Raw genomic sequence first — 18,059 nt, 5'->3', positions numbered from 1 at the left:
TATCGAACATAAGCCGGATATTATTCTCTGTGACATCATGATGCCTGATTTAGATGGTTATGGCGTTTTACTTATTTTAAACAGAAACCCTCAGACAGCCGGTATTTCATTTATATTTTTAACGGCTAAAACAGAACGGGTAGATTTCCGTAAAGGCATGGAAATGGGGGCCGACGATTATCTGACTAAACCTTTTGACGATATTGACTTATTGAAAGCAGTAGAAAGCAGGATCAAAAGAAAGGAGCTTCAGCAATTTTCAATTTCAGACCGCCTGGGATCCGTCTATAAAGCAGGCGGAAAAGATCATATTTCGGATCTTCGGGGCAGCTTAAAAAATTATAAAAACAGACTTTATAAAAAGAAACAGGTGATTTACTATGAAGGAGATCCAGGTACTGGCCTCTTCTTTATTTTATCTGGAGGTGTTAAGACAGTGAAGACCGATGAAGACGGACGCGAGCTGATTACCGGGATTTTTTCTGCAGGAGATTATTTTGGAATCAATTCGATGTTGTCCAGTCAGTCTTTTCCAGATACCGCAACTGCATTAGAAAACAGTTCAGTTTGCTTGGTTCCTAAAGAACATCTGGAAACGTTGTTGAGCAGCCATCCTGAAATTTCTAAAGAGTTTATCCAGCTTCTGGCCAAAGATAACCGGGATAAAGAAGAACAACTGCTTCAGTTTGCCTACCACTCGGTTAGGAAAAGGATGGCAGAAGTTTTAATGCGCCTTTATCATAAGCACATCAAGAACGGCCCGAATTTTAACATCACCAGGGAAGACCTTTCTTCTTTAGCTTGTATGGCTTCTGAAACGGTGAGCCGTACTTTATCTGATTTTAAAGAGGAAGGTTTACTGGAGAAAAAGGGAAGTAACATCACGATATTGAACCATGATCGGCTGGCAAAAATGAAAAACTAACTTAATATAAAACCAAAAAAAGGGGAAGCGAATTTGAAGTCGCTACCCCTTTTTTATGCTTAAGAGAAAAACAACTACTTCTTTTCTTTGAAGCTGATGGCATAACCTCCACCCGGAGCAACCAATTGAGACAGTTTTGATTTAGAACTCACTTCTATATTGCGAATAGTATAGGATTGAGGATTTGCTTTGTAATCTGCATCCTTTCCATCAGCATATATCGTTGCGATGTACTTTTTTCCCCGCTCTAAAAAGCTCAGATCTATTTTAGACGTTCTGGCAATTTCTCCATTTACACTTCCCAAAAACCATTGTCCTGTTTTTTTAGCTTTTCTGGCTACAGTTATGTATTGTCCTGGCTCGGCTTCTACATATTTGCTATCGCTCCAGTCTACTGCAACATCTTTTATAAACTGAAAGGCATCCATAAAGCGCTTGTAGTTTTCCGGCAGATCCGCAGCCATTTGCAGCGGGCTGTACATGGTTACATACAAAGCCAGCTGATTGGCAATGGTACTGTTTACATGGGAGTGGTTAGACGGACTTATTTTGCTCAAGTCCATTTCAAAAATACCCGGTGTATAATCCATTGGGCCACCCTGCAAACGGGTAAACGGCAAAATAGTCACATGGTTAGGCTTAGATCCGCCAAAGGCCTGATATTCGGTTCCTCTGGCAGACTCGTTACCAATCAGGTTTGGATAGGTACGGGCAATCCCTGTAGGTCTTACGGCTTCATGCGCATTAACCATAATTTTATAGTCTGCTGCTTTTTCAACTGCGTATTGATAATGGTTCACGATCCACTGGCTGTAGTGGTTCTCTCCTCTTGGAAGAATGTCTCCTACATAACCACTTTTCACGGCGTCATAGCCATTTAATTTCATATACTTATAGGCGGTATCCAAATGTCTTTCATAATTTCTAACCGAGCCCGAGGTTTCGTGGTGCATGATCATTTTTACGCCTTTTGATTTCGCATAGGCCTGGATTTCTTTCATATTGAAATCAGGATATGGGGTTACAAAATCGAAGACAAAATCTTTGGAATGTCCAAACCAATCTTCCCAGCCAATGTTCCACCCTTCTACTAAGACAGCGTCAAAGCCGTTTTCTGCTGCGAAATCAATGTATTTTTTCACATTTGCTGTTGTAGCACCATGTGTCCCATTTGGTTTGGCTTTGCTGTAATCGGTCTGGCCGATTTTAATGGATGGAAAATCATCAGTGTAAGACCAGGAGCTCTTTCCGGTAATCATCTCCCACCAGACACCTACATATTTTACCGGCTTTATCCATGAGGTATCTTCTATTTTGCAGGGATCATTCAAATTATAGATCATTTTTGAAGCCAGGATGTCCCGGGCATCATCACTAGCCATAATTGTTCTCCATGGCGTATGGTCAGGAGCCTGTACGTAGCCTTTATTCCCCTGAGCATCTGGCGTAAGCCAGGATTCAAAGACCATATTCTTATCATCCAGGTTAAGGTGCATACATGGATAATTGATCAATGCAGCTTCATGAAGGTTAATATACAACCCATCGGCAGTTTTCATCATCAGAGATGTCTGCACCCCGGTAGGTGAAAATCCTTTTTGTGAAACATTCGCTGTTCTCGCTTTGGCAGAAAGTCCTCTGATTTCAGACAATTTAGAGGTGGTATAATCATATTCTTGTGTGTCGTAGTCGCCCACTATCCAAAAAGCGGTATGATCTCCAGCCATTGCAAATTGGCTATGCTCTTCTTTAATCGTAAAGTAGACCAGATTCTTTTGAGTTGGAAATTCATACCTGAACCCCAATCCTTCGTTGTATAAACGAAAACGGATCACCATACGACGGCTGGTTCCTTTTTGGTCAAGAGTAACTGCCAGTTCATTATAATGATTTCGGATGGTACTGACCTCTCCCCAAACAGGTTTCCAGTTCTCATCAAATGAAGAAGACTTGGTGTCTGCAACTGCGAAATCGTTTAGAAGAGACTTAGGATCGTCTTTCAGTTCCAGTCCAAGTTTACTTGGCTTGATGATGAATTTACCTTTATAGGTTAACTGATATTGCGGGCTTCCGTCTGCCTGAATACTAAAATTCATTAAAAATTTCCCATCGGGAGATTTGAGTTGCTGCGCACTGGCAACCCCAAAAACAGAAAGGGTTAAAAATGCAAAGAGAAGAAGTTTCTTCATGTTATACTTGGTTTATGTAGTCAATATAATTAATACGAATTAATCGCTTTTAATTGAATACTACTTATCTGGGCATCTCAATTTCTTATCAAAACGTATCAAAATTGGATTCTGTTCTTTAAATGGCTTGAAACTTATTAGTTTCATAAGCGCTTCCAATCTGTTATTTTTGTCGGACTTACCTCGTCATCTTGAAAAAAATTCTATACCTGCTGTTCTTTCTGTTCTGCTTTCATAAAGGCCGGGGTCAGGAACATGATTTTTATTTTAAGAATTACCAGATTGAAAATGGCTTATCGAGCAATACCATTACCTCTGTTACACAAGATAAAAAGGGTTTTATGTGGTTTGGCTCCCGCAATGGGCTAAACCGTTTTGACGGGCTGAGGTTTAAAGTTTTTCAGCACGATCCCGGCGATGGCAAAAGCCTTGGAACCAATTTTGTAAAAAGTATTCATGAATCCACAGACGAAAAACTCTGGGTAGGAACCTCTAACGGGGTGTATATTTATGACCCTGTACAGGAATCCTTTTCGCTTTTTGGCAATATACCACCTGGAGAAGTAGAGGCCATAGAGGAAGATGCAGAACATAATTTATGGATACTTTCTAAACGTATTCTTTACCAGTTCAATCAGAAAGATCGTAAAGTAACCAGGCATGTGCTCAACGGCGAAGATATCGTTTCCATTGCCGTTGACAAAAAAGGAACACTCTGGGCTGCAGACAGCAAAGGCTTACTTGAAAATTTCAATCCGGCCAAAAAAACTTTTACCAGTTATAAGCTTCGTCCAGCGAATCGGACAGCCCCCATTGGTCCCGTCGACAAGATATATCCGGCTGGAGACAGTTCTATATTGGTTTCCAGTACACAGCAGGTATTTTTGTATAATTACAGAACAGGTCATTTAAAGACCGTTTTTCGAGCAAATTCACTCAAACCTAAACTATCTACTTATACCATTGCAGTCCAAAGAGATGGCACCTACTGGTTGGGTACTGAAACCGGCCTGTATGTACTGGACCTACAACAGGGTACTACCACCGCCATCAAGAAACAGTATGGTAATCCTTATGCTTTATCAGACAACATCATTTGGGCAATCTATGCGGATAGAGAAGGCGGGACCTGGATTGGCACGTATTACGGCGGCATAAATTACTATTGTGCTCCGCAAAACAGGTTTAAAAAATACTTTCCGGAGCCGGGAAATAATGGTTTCTCGGGCAATGTGGTCCATGAAATCTGCCAGGATAACCGTGGAAACCTGTGGGTCGGAACTGAAGATGCGGGGCTTAATGAAATAGATTTGCGAACAGGACGTATTAAGAATTACCTTCCTGATTCCCCTAATGGCATTTCTGAGAAAAATGTGCATGGCTTACTGCCCGATGGTGACAAACTATGGATAGGCAGCCTTTCCCATGGGCTGGATGTGATGGACTTAAGATCGAAAAAGATCGTTAAAAAATTCAGAGCCGGACCGCAGAGTGGATTACAGGACAACTTTATCATTACCTTGTATAAAACCCGTGATGGCACTGTGCTTGCAGGTACTCAGAAAGGCTTATTTAAGTTCGACCGGAAATTGGATCGCTTTAACCAGGTACCATTTTACAACGTACAGATCCAATCTGTACTGGAATCTTCTGATGGTACCCTCTGGGCCTGTAGTTACGGAGGTGGTGCATTTTATTACGACCAGGCCAGCAAGAAACAGGTATTATTGAACAGTGATGGTAAACATCAGGATGCGCTGATCAGTAATTACGTGAACAGCTTGTTTGAAGACCGTAATAAATGTATTTGGTTCTGTACAGAAGGCGGCCTTTCCAGATACGACCCAAAAAGTAAAAAATTCAAGAGCTACACCACGGCAAACGGTCTTCCAAACAATCAGACTTTTAGAATTCTGGAAGATAAAACCGGCAATTTATGGATATCCACAGCCAATGGTCTTGCGGTATTTAATCCGCTAAATAACAGCTTCAACGCTTACCATGCATCTGACGGACTTCCAACGGAACAGTTTAACTTTAACTCGTCCTTTAAAGATACTAATGGCAGGTTCTATTTTGGAACTGTTAAAGGTATGATCAGCTTCAATCCGGAACGGCTGACGAAAAACACATTTATTCCTCCGGTATACATCACCGGCTTACAAGTCAATAATAAAGATCTTGATCTGCGCCATACCTCTACCCTTCGTCAATCCATTCTGTATACACAGGAAATTACGCTTCCTTATCAACTTTCCAGCATCAACCTGGATGTTGCCGCGCTAAGCTATATCAATCCGGAAGGGAACCAGTACAGGTTCAAAATGAGTGGACTGGATAAAAACTGGACAACATTACAGCAAAACAGGCGTATCTATTATACGAACATGGCACCTGGCAGCTATACTTTCAGCATACAAGGAGCGAACAGTGAAGGTGTTTGGAATACCAAAGAAACCATTCTGAAAATCACCATTACACCACCCTGGTGGAAAACCTACTGGGCTTGTTTTCTTTACGTCGTGCTCCTCTTACTGATCATTCTCACCATTATGCGTTACTACCATCTGGCGGTTTCAGAGAAAAACAAAAGAAAGCTGGAAATTGTAAAAATTGGCACTGAAAGAGAGATTTATAATGCAAAGATTAATTTCTTTACCAATATTGCGCACGAAATCAGAACACCGCTCACATTAATTAAAATGCCGCTGGATAAACTCTTGTCTAAGGACAGGAACAGTGAGGACTCAGATAATCTGAACATGATCAACAAAAACACGAACAGACTCATAGACTTAACAAACCAGCTTCTGGATTTCAGGAAAACGGAATCGGCAAGCTTCAGCCTCAATTTTATAAAAACAGACATTAATGAGCTCCTGAGTGACGTATTTAGTGATTTTAAACTTTCTGCCCAACAGAAAAACCTGAATTATGTGCTGGAACTACCCCGGCTTATTGTTCTGCATGCTTTTGTTGACCCTGAAGCTATGCGCAAGATACTCGCCAATTTGATCAGTAATGCCATTAAGTATTCCGAATCCAGGGTTTTAGTGAAGCTGCTTCCTTTAACCAGTGAGGACGAGGTATTTTATATTCAGGTTTCAAACGACGGTTTACTTATTCCTTCTTCCAGTAAAGACAAAATATTTGAGCCCTTCTTCAGGTTAAAGGAAACGGAAAAAGAACCTGGAACCGGTATTGGATTGCCTATAGCACGTTCTCTTGCACAGTTGCATGGCGGCAATGTAGAACTTAAGGCTTCCTCAGAAGCCCTTAATATATTTTTATTGTCGATTCCCATGTTTCAAAAGGAACCTGCTGAAACCTATCCTTTGGATCAGGATGAAGCTTACCTTAAGCAGGCAACTCCGGAAAAGGAAAATTTAGAAGCAGAACGGAGAGATAAACCTGTAATCCTGCTGGCCGAAGACAATAAAGAAATCATAGCCTATATTCGTAAAGAACTCGACCCGTCCTATCAGGTTTTAGAGGCAGGCAATGGCTATGAAGCTTTTCAGTTATTACAGAATGAACACATTCAACTGGTGGTCACAGACATCATGATGCCAGTGATGGACGGAATAGAACTGTGCAGAAAAATAAGAGAGGACTTTGACTATAGTCATTTGCCTATTATCTTATTAACGGCAAAGAGCTCACAAAGTTCCAGAATGGAAGGGCTGGAAGTTGGGGCTGATGCTTATATCGAAAAGCCTTTTTCGATGGACCATCTCCTTGCCCAGATCAGCAATTTACTGACCAACAGGAATTATATTAAAGATCATTTTGCCCGCTCGCCTTTAACACATATGAAGGGAATTGCCCACTCTAAAGGAGACGCGAAATTTCTGGAACAGCTCAGCAAAATGATCTTCGACAACATCACAGATATGAACCTTGATGTAGACAAGTTATCCAGTTTGATGAATATGAGCAGGACCACCTTATACCGCAAAATCAAAGGCCTGTCGGACATGACACCCAACGAACTTATCAACCTTACCCGGCTTAAGAAAGCAGCTGAACTCCTGGCCCAGGGAGACTTGAAGATCAACGAAGTGGCCACTTTAATTGGTTATACGCTACATGCCAATTTCTCCAGGGATTTTCAACGTCAGTTCGGCTTGTCGCCAACGGCATATTTAAATAGCTTACCTAAATAGCCACTTTATAAGATACATTTTTATATTTATCCTGGCCTCATCGGCCAGGATAAATACATTACAATTAAAATGGCACAGACATATGAACCATCAGGCGGTTACCTGCATGTACGCGTCCGCCTGCTAAATTCTGAGACCGTACATTTTGGTAATTGGCACCGAAGGACAGCCTTTTCAACGATACCTCGACCCCGCCAACAGCAGATAAAGAATAGCCCCCGGACACTGCAACCTCATATTTTTTATTTTCTACATCCTTTTGCGCTGATTCATACAAGACACCTGCATTTGGAGCAAGCGTTACCACTTTGGCTATCCTGATTTTATAATACATCAAAAGATTTCCGGTGAATTTATTTCCGTAGCGGTACTCATATTTGTTTTCTGTATTGATCTTATAGTTCACATTGGCATTTAATCCAAGGTCATTATAGCGGATGTCATAAGCGGCATTTAGTGTAAAATCTGTACTGGCCGTTCCCAACTGAAAGTTATTTGGAGATTCGCTTACGGCCAGACGCTCTGAAGGTTCATATTTACCTGTTGGCACTTTGATACCCCCGCCTACCCATAGTGACTGGACGAGCAGACGATTGCCTACGCTTCCTTTACTATCTAAAAGTTTGTAGTAGCTCATTAAGGCAATATCACCAAGGCTGTTTTTTATTCCGTTACCCGTCTGGCTTTCCCGTTCGTTAAAATTATAAGGTACAAAGGCCAGTATTCTGAACCTGCTGCCAATATTCCAGCCACCCCAAAGCTCTATACTTTGATAAGTCTCATCGGAAGTGAGCGGTGTACGCTCTCCAAAAGGGCCAAGATGTGTTCTTAATGTTTTGTGCTGGTAGCGTAAACCAATAAAACGCTTATTGTATTCCGGTAAAATACCCAGATAGTAACTCCCAACACCACAACCACATATATCACACGCCTTGGTCGCTGTTATACTCATTATCACCAGCACAAGTGCAATCATTATTTTCTTCATATTATTGTTCTGATAACATTTTATTATTGATAAAATCCGTATCGTTCAGGGTATTCAGGAATGCGGTCAATATAGCCTTCTGATCATTGCTTAAGGTTATACCCAATTTTCCGTTCTGATGTAATACCGGATCTAAATTTGGTGTAGCCTGAACCTCCGAATTGTAATGTTCCAACACCCCCGACAACGACAAAAACCGCCCATCATGCATATAAGGTGCCGTAAATTGCAGGTTCCTCAACGAGGGCACTTTAAATTTATATTTATCCGTTTCCATCAGTGTAGCGGCATATAAGCCTTTGTCATTTATAGGGCTTACTCCCAAACCATTGTTACGGAAAGAACCGTCAGTAAACAGAGGTTCTGCGTGACAGGAGGCGCATTTATCCTTAAACAGCACATAACCCGCTTGCTCATGGGCAGTAAATGCTGCACCAGTTTCCTTGCGCATCACTTTATCATACTTGGAATTGCTGCTCACACACATGAGCATAAACTGGGATAATGCTTTCATAAAACGAGCAGTGGTAACTTCTTCTGTACCAAAAGCACTTTTAAACATGGCCGTGTATTTGGGTAAAGCCCTGATCTTGTTCAATACATTCTCCAGATTTTCATCCATCTCTTCATGAGTCGTAATGGGTGTGATGGGCTGGAGATCCAGATCATAAACACCACCGCCCCACATAAAGGCTTTATTCCAGGCCAGGTTCATAATCGATGGTGAATTCCTTGTTCCTAAACGATCATCAATTCCATGGCTTACATCATGACCATGCTGCGTAAATGCAGAAGACTGAATATGACAGGAACCGCAAGTAATGGTATTGTTCCGCGAGAGTCTAGGCTCGTAAAACAAGGCCCTGCCCAGTTCAAAGCCCTCTTTAGTGACCGGATTATTTGCAAAGTCATATACAGGATCAGGAAAGTTAACTGGTTTTTGAAAACCCAGGAATTTCTCTATTCCCTCTTTAACCGGATTGTCTTTCTTACAGGCCAGTATAAACAGGCCAAGAAAACACATTACAATCCAATGTTTCTTGTTCATAGCCATTAATTTTCAGTGTGATCGTGCCTGAACATTTCGGGAAAATTAGCTGCAATTTTAGCGGTAAAATCATCGAACATCACATTCGGTCTTTCTGCTATTTTAAATGTATTTTTCCCGTTAAACACCTTCATTATATCAACAAAGAGATGGATATTGCTTTGACGGTCTTTCCTTACTTTGGCTATACCGGCTGTTCTTAAATCCACGTCAATCACTTTAATATTATTCAGTGTTGGCGCATGATAACCGCCAAAAAAACCGATGTGATATTTAAATTGCTTTTTGCCGGTGGGATCACCCTTAACGTCGTCAGAAATAACAGCAGAATTACCTTCAAATTTAAAGAAGATGTAACCACTGTTCCAGCCCCAATACATTCCATTGCCATCGTGGCTTCCACCTGCGGCGGGATCAAGAACCCCTGTCCGTTTGTCAATCGGCATGGTACTGCGTAAACTATCAACACCTAAAGTAAAGGTTAAACTGGTATAATCACCTTCCGGTACTTTTACTTTCGCAAAACGGGTGGCCTTATCATCGCCTCTGATCAAGAAATAACTACTGTCCTGGTTTACGGTGTAGGTATTGCCTGTACTGGTTGTTACTTTAATATTACTGATAAAATACTGAAGTCTTGATACGGTAAAAGCTTCGCCTGCCGCATTTTTATATGGACTACCGGTATTGTCAAATGTTAATGTACGTTCTCCAGCTATGTTGTCAAATTCAACCGAAAGTGGTGCAAGATTACCTTCCTGAAATTCAGGTGTTACACTGTCCTTTTTAGAACAGGCCAAAAATACCAGCATCAAGCTGCATAGAAGAATTGATTTTAAACGTTTTATGTTTGCGCTCATTATTTATAGTATTTATAGAAAAAGATCAGTCATGAGCTGTCCTGTCCGGCAGTGCATAACATACCGGAACAGCGCACTTTTGTGCGTTCATGACTATTTTAATAATTAATTGATTTTATGGAATAGAGTTATGAAAGGCCATAAAAAGGCATACCCTTCCTATGGCGTAAAAATTCAAAAACTAAACCGGTAAATTAGGATAAAGAAGAGTGGGCTGGAGGCGGGTGGAGAATTTCAAAGCTGCGATTGGGAAGATCAAAGCGGATATCCTGGTGCTTTTTCTTTTCAAGGAGACTGGAAACGGAATCAAAGGAAAATGTTTCATGGACAGACACGATTTCATGAAGCCCTTTTTTTAAATTATTTTCCTCCTGCCTTTTCTCTTTTTCTTCCGCTTGCTTTAGCTTTTTCATCAGATAACATTTTCCGTTACAATGCATTTCAGGTCGGTTCCTGTTTTCGCATAACGCAGAGGCAATGTACTTCTGGTTCATTTCAAAACCGGCATACACAAAAAAGCGTGAAAGGCTGGAGCCCGTCATCGCAATTAATAAGCATATGGCAATAATCCGGTTGATCATTTGGCAGCAAAGATAAAGATATTACGGCCAAATGATAACCGAAAGCTGCATTTTTTAATAAGGAATTGATTTTATATTACCCTTTTGATCACGGGTTTTCTGCTGTCTTTGTTTGCGCTAGTTCTGCATCGTCCGGTGCACTCTTTAAGTCTCGGTCGAGTTCATAAAGTGCATCTCCACTTGCAGCTGCACCGCCGGCAATTTTTATTTTGTCCAGTAATTCCATAGCCAGAGTTTCTTCTTCAGTTTGTTCTTTAACAAACCATTGCATGAAATTCCATGTAGCCCAGTCTCCTTCGTCAAAGCTCATTTTAACCAATTTGTATATTGCTTTTGTATTGTCTACTTCAGATTCAAAGACTTTTTCAAAACAATCTTGTATGGTCAGGGGATCTGCAGGTGGTGCAGGAATAGCTTCTATTCTAACTCTTCCACCCCGCTGTAAAATATATTCAATGATTTTAGTCATGTGATTACGTTCTTCGTTCGCATGTCGGAACAAAAAATTGGCAATTCCCCCAAACCCCTCACTGTCTGCCCATACTGCAAAAGAGATATAAGTCTGCGCAGCTGCAGCTTCTTTAGTTACCTGAGCATTTAATCCATCACTTAGTGTACTAGAAAGACGATTTGTATTCATGTTCTTAGCTTTTATTTGTTACAACAAGCCTGGAACCCTCAAAGTTTTATCAATCGTGTATTTCCTGCGTTACTAAACCCTCAAATCTATATTTTATGATAATTACCCCATCAACATAGCCGGAAAAATCAAACAATGGCTGATATACAATTTCATGCTCTAACTTGGTTTTTCCTGAGGTATATACTTCCAAAAGCTGCTCACTTACCTGTTCCCAATCCCTGCCTGGTCTCACGAACTGATAAGGCCTGTTCAGGACTTCCAGTTTACTCAATCCCCATAGCTTCAACATGGAGTCGTTAGCGACTTCGATTAGCATTTCCCTGCCTTTTACAACACATAAACCGACAGGTACCTGCTGGGTAATGGTTCTTAGTCTATTCTCATTTTCAAACAATCGAAAATTAGCCCGTTGAAGCTCATTTTTTGCCGTCAGCAACTTTTCATTGGCGTCAGATAGTTCCTCATTCACAGCAAGTAATTCTACATTCATCTGGTTCAATTGTTCGTTTAAAACCTCATTCTTCTGTCTTTTATATTCAATAATCTTACTGTTCCGGATGCGCTCAGTAACTTCTGAGGCGGTATGAAGTATACAATAGGTTTCGCCATTTTCATTTAAAATGGCACGATAAACGAAATCAAAATAGAAAGTTTGCATTTCACCGCCAGACATAAGTTCAGCTGGCATGCCTGTAGCTTCAAAGGTTTTCCCGGTACGCCAAACCTCTTTCAAAAGCTCAATGAAAGGCTGTACCCTTAGTTCTGGAACTGCATCTTCCAAACGCGTCCCCATAACAGAACTATCCTTGTTCCAAAAAGCAAGCATGGCATTGTTTACAAAATTGATGTGCAACTCTTCACTGCAGTAAATAGCTGTCGCATCTTGTGAGAGCCTCATAATATCCAGTAATGCTTGATCACTCAAAAATCTGTCCTTAGGAATCATATAGACTTTAAGGCATCAAAAGTAACAATTTACTGGTATACACCAATCTTATTGTTCTAATTCAGGTAAAACCTCAGCGCCGTATAAAACTTCTGTCATATCACTTCTCCCGTTATTTCCGGATGATGTCTTTGCAGCGCTCTTCAATCAACAAAAACACAGGTTCAAACTCATTATCGTCCCAATAAGGATCAGGAACTTCTCCATCTGGCAAAAACAACTGGACTTTTTTCCGGTCTGTTTCATTCCTGGCCAATCTAAGTACGTCTTTATAATTATTGCGATCCATTGTATAGATCAGGTCATACTCATCAAATAGCGCTGCATTAAAGTGCTGCGCTCTCTGACCGGAGATATCAATGCCATGAGATTCAGCAACTCGAATAGAACGTTTATCCGGTTGTTGTCCAACATGCCAGTTGCCCGTACCGGCAGAATCAATCTCCCAACCCAGTCCACATTCATCTGCCATGTGCTGCAGAATTCCGTGCGCAAGCGGTGAACGGCATATGTTGCCCAGACAAACCATTAAAATCTTCTTCTTCTCCATATCCATATAAACGCTAATTTAGATCTTCTGATTGTAAATTCAGGATAGTTTCATCTGATAACACAACCTTTTTATACTTTCGGACGCCTTTTTCATTCAACATTTCTGCAATTTTATTCACCATGTAAATTGAGGCTTCAATTTCATCCTTTCTAATGGCCACACTTTCAATGTTAAACCCGAAAGGAATAGAACGGTCTGCACAAAAAGCAGCGAGTTCTGCGGCAATATCCAAACAAACCGTAACAGACTTTTCAAGCATATTTTCAGCCCTATTAAAATCTTCCTTTAAATCGGACGGAATATGAATACCCAGCCATTCCATAAAATTCAATGTTTTCACCGATCCACAAGCTGTAAGCGTAAAAATCACCGTGGGAAACTTCTTATTATCGTTTTTGCAGGTACGATCCAGATCTTCTACAATCTTCTTCGCATAACCTACATTAAATACACATTGAGAAATGAAATAAGATACCCCGCAACTGACCTTGTCAAGAATCCGTTTATCCTCATCGCGCAATACGGCATGTCTTTCGGGAATAGTCACTGCTCCCAAAACAGAGTCTTTTTCGTGCTTGCTCCACAACAGATAAGCTTCGGGCAAACTGGTTTTAACGGGAAAATCCGGGGCAGGTACTCCCACAAAAACAGGGTAAAAATGATGACGGTGAAGACCATCAAGCCAATCAGAGAGTTCTTCTTTTGAGAATTTCCCCGCAGGACGGTAAATGATTTTTGGAAGATCTAAATCCTGAAGATATCCACTTGCAAATCTAAAAGGATCATGAGCTTTCAAAAAAGGAAATGGCCGCTCTTCGCAAGTACGGGCAGATTCGTCTTGTACATCATACACAATCAATGCGTCAAGATCCAGATCAATCAGCCTTGAAATAGTCCGGGCGGCTATCTCAGCTATCCTTTCCGGACTTGTTTCAGATTTTGATGGTGTGATACCGTAGGTTAAAATTCCGGATGCTCCGGATTTGATCTTGTTTAAAAACATGTGCTATACGCTGTTATGAATCTCGAAAAACAAGAGGATGTATCATCATACACCCTCTTCTAATCAATTAAATAATACTTTCCACACTAATCTGCACTCTTGCCTGTTTAGCTGCAGCCACCATGTTTTCCAGTGCAGCTTTGGTTTCTGGCCATTTACGTGTTTTAAGTCCGCAATCTGGATTTACCCAAAGATGACGTGCCGGCAGTAAATCTGCCGCTTTTGCCAAAAGGGACGCCATTTCTTCTGTACTTGGTACACGGGGTGAATGAATATCATATACACCAGGACCAATCTCATTGGGATACTCAAAATGAGCAAAAGCCTGTAACAGTTCCATTTGCGATCTTGAAGTCTCAATAGTGATCACATCGGCATCCATAGCAGCAATATGTTCAATAATATTATTGAATTCGCTGTAGCACATATGGGTATGTATCTGCGTTTTATCTTGTACCCCACTGGCGGTAATACGGAATGCTTTTACTGCCCAATCCAGATAGTGTGGGTGCTTTGCTTTTCGCAGTGGCAGCCCTTCGCGGATAGCCGCTTCATCAATCTGAACAATACCGATACCTGCTTTTTCCAGCGCAACCACTTCATCACGGATGGCAAAAGCGATCTGATTCGTGGTTATATCTCTTGGCTGATCATCGCGCACGAATGACCATTGCAAAATGGTTACCGGCCCGGTCAGCATCCCTTTCATTGGTTTTTCCGTTTGCGCAGCCGCAAATTTACTCCACCGTACGGTCATGTCTGCAGGACGGCTCACATCACCATAAATTACCGGAGGCTTTACACATCGGCTTCCATAACTCTGTACCCATCCATTTTTGGTAAACAGGAAGCCATCCAATTGCTCACCGAAATATTCTACCATATCGTTGCGCTCAAACTCACCGTGCACCAACACATCTAAGCCAATCTCCTCCTGCCAGCGGATCGCATCAATAGTAGCTTGTTCAATGGCCTCTTCGTATTGCTCTAGGGTTAAGCCGCCTTTTTTAAATTTGGCACGCAACTGGCGAATATCGTCCGTTTGCGGAAATGAACCGATCGTAGTTGTTGGAAAAGAAGGTAAATTGAAACGATCATGATGCAACTTTTGACGCAGGGGGAAAGCGCTTTGACGATTTGCATCTGCCTCATTGATTGCAGCTACACGATCTTTGACAGCTTGCTTGTGCACTTTCTGTGAGGATCTCCGGCTATCAATAGCCTTTTTATTGGCTTGCAGCAAATCATCGTTTCCTTCGGTAATTTGTTTTAGTTCACTAACTTCAGTCAGTTTTTGTTTGGCAAAGGCCATCCAATTTTTGATGTCCGGGTCAATGGCGGTTTCCAGTTCTACATCAATTGGGCTGTGCAGCAACGAGCAGGATGGTGCAACGATTACCCGATCAGCACCAAGCTTATCTACCGCTTTATGGATCAGTTTTGAAGAGTTTTCATAATCGTTTTTCCAAACGTTACGTCCATCTACAACCCCCAGAGAAAGCTGAAGTCCATCTGGGACCAGAGCCAATACCTCATCAAGTTGTTCAGGCGCACGGACCAGATCGATATGGAGTGCCGCAACTGGCAAACTCACTGCCAATTGCGTATTGTCTAGTAAGGCTTCAAAATACGTAGCAACCAGTAATTTAACACCACTTACCCGGTTAGATATGGCGCGATAAGCATATTCAAATGCTTCTTTTTCCTTTTTAGAGAGGTCAAGCACCAGGCAAGGCTCGTCCAGCTGGATCCATTTAGCGCCTTGTTGTCTCAGGCGATTAATGATATCCACATACACGGGTACCAGTTTTTTAATCAGGTCAATTCGTTCAAATCCCTGCTCCTTTTCTTTGCCTTGCAGCAGATAACTTACCGGCCCCAGAAGTACTGGTTTGGCCTTTTCTCCAAGCTGTAATTTAGCCAGGTTATATTCACTAAATAAGTTCTCATTAAAAATCCTGAATTCCTGATTGGCTGTAAATTCAGGTACAATATAGTGGTAATTGGTATCCAGCCATTTGGTCATTTCCATAGCGGTAATATCCAGCCCATCTTTCTGATAGCCACGTGCCATCGCAAAATAAAGATCAATTTCGCTGTTGGATTTGACTTGTGAAAGTATTGGTGAATAACGCTGAGGGATAACCCCCAGAAGCAAACTGGTATCCAGTACCTGGTCATAGAAGCTAAAATCATTGCAAGGTATAAGATCAATCCCTGCATCCAGCTGAGTTTGCCAGTTCTCTTCCTTGATCTTACGGGCAACCTGATTGAGTTCGCCGAGGTCAATTTTACCTGCCCAGTATTGTTCGCAGGCCTTTTTTAGTTGTCTTTGGTTACCAATTCGCGGGTAGCCTAGGTTTTGTGTTTGCATTTCTTAAAAGATTTAAGTAGAAAAACAGTTTATATTGCTTTATTTTCCTTCCAGAACAGGCAGGTATCCTGGCTTATAACATTTCAACCGTCCTTCCCACCAATTATACTGGCAGTGGACATTATTGGTTAAAACTCTTTTGCGTTATTTACAGTTGCGCGACAGCCCACGATTTTCACATGGTTCCCTTTTAATTCCGATTTCTCGTAAACCTTTCTGGTCGATAAAGTAAAGAACTATTGTTTGCCGTCCAGTCAAAATCAGGACTAAATTCCAAACAAATGTACATAAGCAGATTTTAAAACTTATTTACACCCAATAAATAAGCATAAATAACTTTTCAAATAACATAAATAAGCATATTATGCTTTTAACTTATTATTTTCGCTTTCGCTAAAGAAAAATATTCTATGGAAGAATTAGATGATACAGATTTATTACTGCTGAAGATATTAGGCAACAACTCGAACTATACCATAAAAGAGCTTGCGGTAAAAGTAAAACTGTCCCCTTCGCCTGTTTTTGAACGGGTAAAAAGGCTGGAAAGCAATGGCTATATTAAAAAATACATTGCTATACTCGATGCCGAAAAATTTAACCAGGGATTTATTGTCTTTTGCAATATTAAGCTCAAACAGCATGACAGGAAGATAGGTCATCAGTTTGTAGAAGACATTTTAAAAATCGACGAAGTGGTAGAATGTTATAATATTTCGGGAGACTATGACTTTATATTAAAGGTATATGCAAAGGATATGAAACATTACCAGGATTTTGTTTTTAATAAACTAGGCTCTGTTAAAAGTATTGGAAGTACACACAGTACCTTTGCGATGGCAGAGATAAAAAATTCGTATAACATCAGCTTTTAAAACAACAACTATTATACCTCTTCCCGGATACCCCCCAAAAAAAACCTGCACTTCTTTTCACACCTCAGGACCTGAAGCTTTTCGCGGAAGGTCCAGTGAGAAAAGAAATGCAGGTTTTTTCACGCATTCTTGTCAAGATAAAGAAAGTATTACATTCTTTCAGGCACCGTGATCCCCAATAACTTCATTCCTGATTTCAGGATATTGGCCGTAATAAAACTTAAGTTCAAACGGTGCTGTTTCAATGAAGTATCTTCTTCTTTAACTATTGGAGGTACTTCATGATAGAATTTATTAAACATCTTTGCGACTTCATAAAGGTAGTTAGATAAAGTAGCGGGAGTATAGCCTTTGGCCGCTGAAGCCAATTCCGAAGGGTACCTGGAAAGCAACATGATCATCTCCAGCTCTGTTGCAGATAAATCCTTAACTTCAGTTGCTTTTGACCGTTCTGCATATGCTGCCTTGCTTAAAAGCGATTTGATACGCGCATGGGTATACTGAATAAACGGACCGGTATTTCCTTGAAAATCAATAGATTCAGAAGGATCAAACAACAGACGTTTCTTAGGCTCTACTTTTAGCAGGAAGTATTTTAAAGCCCCCATACCTATGTCATAATACAAACGTTCCTTTTCTTCATCAGAAAAATCATTCGTTTTACCTAATGCTTCTGTCTTCTGTCTGGCTGTTTCTACCATTTCTGCGATCAGATCATCCGCATCTACCACTGTACCTTCTCTCGATTTCATTTTACCACTTGGCAAATCCACCATACCGTAAGACAAATGGTGCAGACCCTTAGCCCAGGTTTTACCCATTTTCTCCAGGATGAGGAACAAGACCTTGAAATGATAGTCCTGCTCATTACCCACCACATAAATGGACTGATCCATTTTAAAATCATCATA

Annotated in this window: 14 protein-coding genes and 1 riboswitch; of the genes, 3 read left to right on the top strand and 11 right to left on the bottom strand. The window is 41.0% G+C overall.

Features of this window, described 5'->3' with window-relative positions:
* Positions 1-925: cyclic nucleotide-binding domain-containing protein (locus tag VNZ46_RS07705; protein ID WP_325559496.1), on the top strand; the 925-nt coding region annotated here is incomplete at its 5' end.
* 74 nt (positions 926-999) lie between these two features.
* Here VNZ46_RS07705 and VNZ46_RS07700 read toward each other — a convergent pair.
* Positions 1,000-3,114, bottom strand: coding sequence for a glycoside hydrolase family 97 protein (locus VNZ46_RS07700; RefSeq protein ID WP_325559495.1), 2,115 nt, complete (start codon positions 3,112-3,114; stop codon positions 1,000-1,002).
* A 191-nt stretch (positions 3,115-3,305) separates the two neighbouring features.
* On the opposite strand from VNZ46_RS07700, the gene VNZ46_RS07695 reads away from it, so the two are divergent.
* Positions 3,306-7,280 carry a hybrid sensor histidine kinase/response regulator transcription factor gene (locus tag VNZ46_RS07695; protein WP_325559494.1) on the top strand — a complete coding sequence of 1,325 codons (3,975 nt, stop codon included), beginning with the start codon at positions 3,306-3,308 and terminating at the stop codon, positions 7,278-7,280.
* Positions 7,281-7,344: 64 nt separating this feature from the next.
* Here the strand turns inward: VNZ46_RS07695 and VNZ46_RS07690 are convergent, their stop codons facing one another.
* From VNZ46_RS07690 to metE, 9 genes are all read right to left on the bottom strand, one after another.
* Entirely contained in the window at positions 7,345-8,268 is a 924-nt protein-coding gene (locus VNZ46_RS07690; RefSeq protein ID WP_325559493.1) for a transporter, read from the bottom strand.
* Position 8,269: 1 nt separating this feature from the next.
* Positions 8,270-9,316, bottom strand: coding sequence for a cytochrome-c peroxidase (locus tag VNZ46_RS07685; protein ID WP_325559492.1), 1,047 nt, complete (start codon positions 9,314-9,316; stop codon positions 8,270-8,272).
* 5 nt (positions 9,317-9,321) lie between these two features.
* Positions 9,322-10,176, bottom strand: a complete 855-nt coding sequence (locus tag VNZ46_RS07680) for an MbnP family protein (protein WP_325559491.1) — start codon at positions 10,174-10,176, stop codon at positions 9,322-9,324.
* A 194-nt stretch (positions 10,177-10,370) separates the two neighbouring features.
* Positions 10,371-10,757, bottom strand: a complete 387-nt coding sequence (locus VNZ46_RS07675) for a hypothetical protein (RefSeq protein WP_325559490.1) — start codon at positions 10,755-10,757, stop codon at positions 10,371-10,373.
* A gap of 88 nt (positions 10,758-10,845) precedes the next feature.
* Positions 10,846-11,397 carry a ferritin gene (locus VNZ46_RS07670; RefSeq protein ID WP_325559489.1) on the bottom strand — a complete coding sequence of 184 codons (552 nt, stop codon included), beginning with the start codon at positions 11,395-11,397 and terminating at the stop codon, positions 10,846-10,848.
* Between the two features lie 49 nt (positions 11,398-11,446).
* The gene (locus VNZ46_RS07665; protein ID WP_325559488.1) at positions 11,447-12,346 is read right to left on the bottom strand and encodes a PAS domain-containing protein; all 900 of its coding nucleotides are present in this window, start codon (positions 12,344-12,346) and stop codon (positions 11,447-11,449) included.
* A gap of 112 nt (positions 12,347-12,458) precedes the next feature.
* Positions 12,459-12,902 carry a low molecular weight protein-tyrosine-phosphatase gene (locus VNZ46_RS07660; protein ID WP_325559487.1) on the bottom strand — a complete coding sequence of 148 codons (444 nt, stop codon included), beginning with the start codon at positions 12,900-12,902 and terminating at the stop codon, positions 12,459-12,461.
* Positions 12,903-12,909: 7 nt separating this feature from the next.
* On the bottom strand, positions 12,910-13,902 hold the full coding sequence (locus VNZ46_RS07655) for a hypothetical protein (protein ID WP_325559486.1): 993 nt from the start codon (positions 13,900-13,902) through the stop codon (positions 12,910-12,912).
* A gap of 67 nt (positions 13,903-13,969) precedes the next feature.
* Positions 13,970-16,276 (bottom strand): 5-methyltetrahydropteroyltriglutamate--homocysteine S-methyltransferase, encoded by a 2,307-nt coding sequence (gene metE, locus VNZ46_RS07650; RefSeq protein WP_325559485.1) that lies wholly within the window; start codon positions 16,274-16,276, stop codon positions 13,970-13,972.
* 40 nt (positions 16,277-16,316) lie between these two features.
* A riboswitch (cobalamin riboswitch) is annotated at positions 16,317-16,507 on the bottom strand.
* A 179-nt stretch (positions 16,508-16,686) separates the two neighbouring features.
* Between metE and VNZ46_RS07645 the strand changes: the two genes are divergently transcribed.
* Positions 16,687-17,148, top strand: coding sequence for an Lrp/AsnC family transcriptional regulator (locus tag VNZ46_RS07645; RefSeq protein WP_325559484.1), 462 nt, complete (start codon positions 16,687-16,689; stop codon positions 17,146-17,148).
* Positions 17,149-17,297: 149 nt separating this feature from the next.
* Here VNZ46_RS07645 and argS read toward each other — a convergent pair.
* Positions 17,298-18,059, bottom strand: a 762-nt coding sequence (gene argS / locus VNZ46_RS07640) for an arginine--tRNA ligase (protein ID WP_325559483.1), incomplete at its 5' end; no start/stop codon positions are given.

The organism is Pedobacter sp., assembly GCF_035566355.1.
Classification (GTDB): Bacteria; Bacteroidota; Bacteroidia; order Sphingobacteriales; family Sphingobacteriaceae; genus Pedobacter.
Note: the sequence above shows the minus strand (reverse complement) of the source record. Positions and strands in the feature narration are given on the sequence as shown.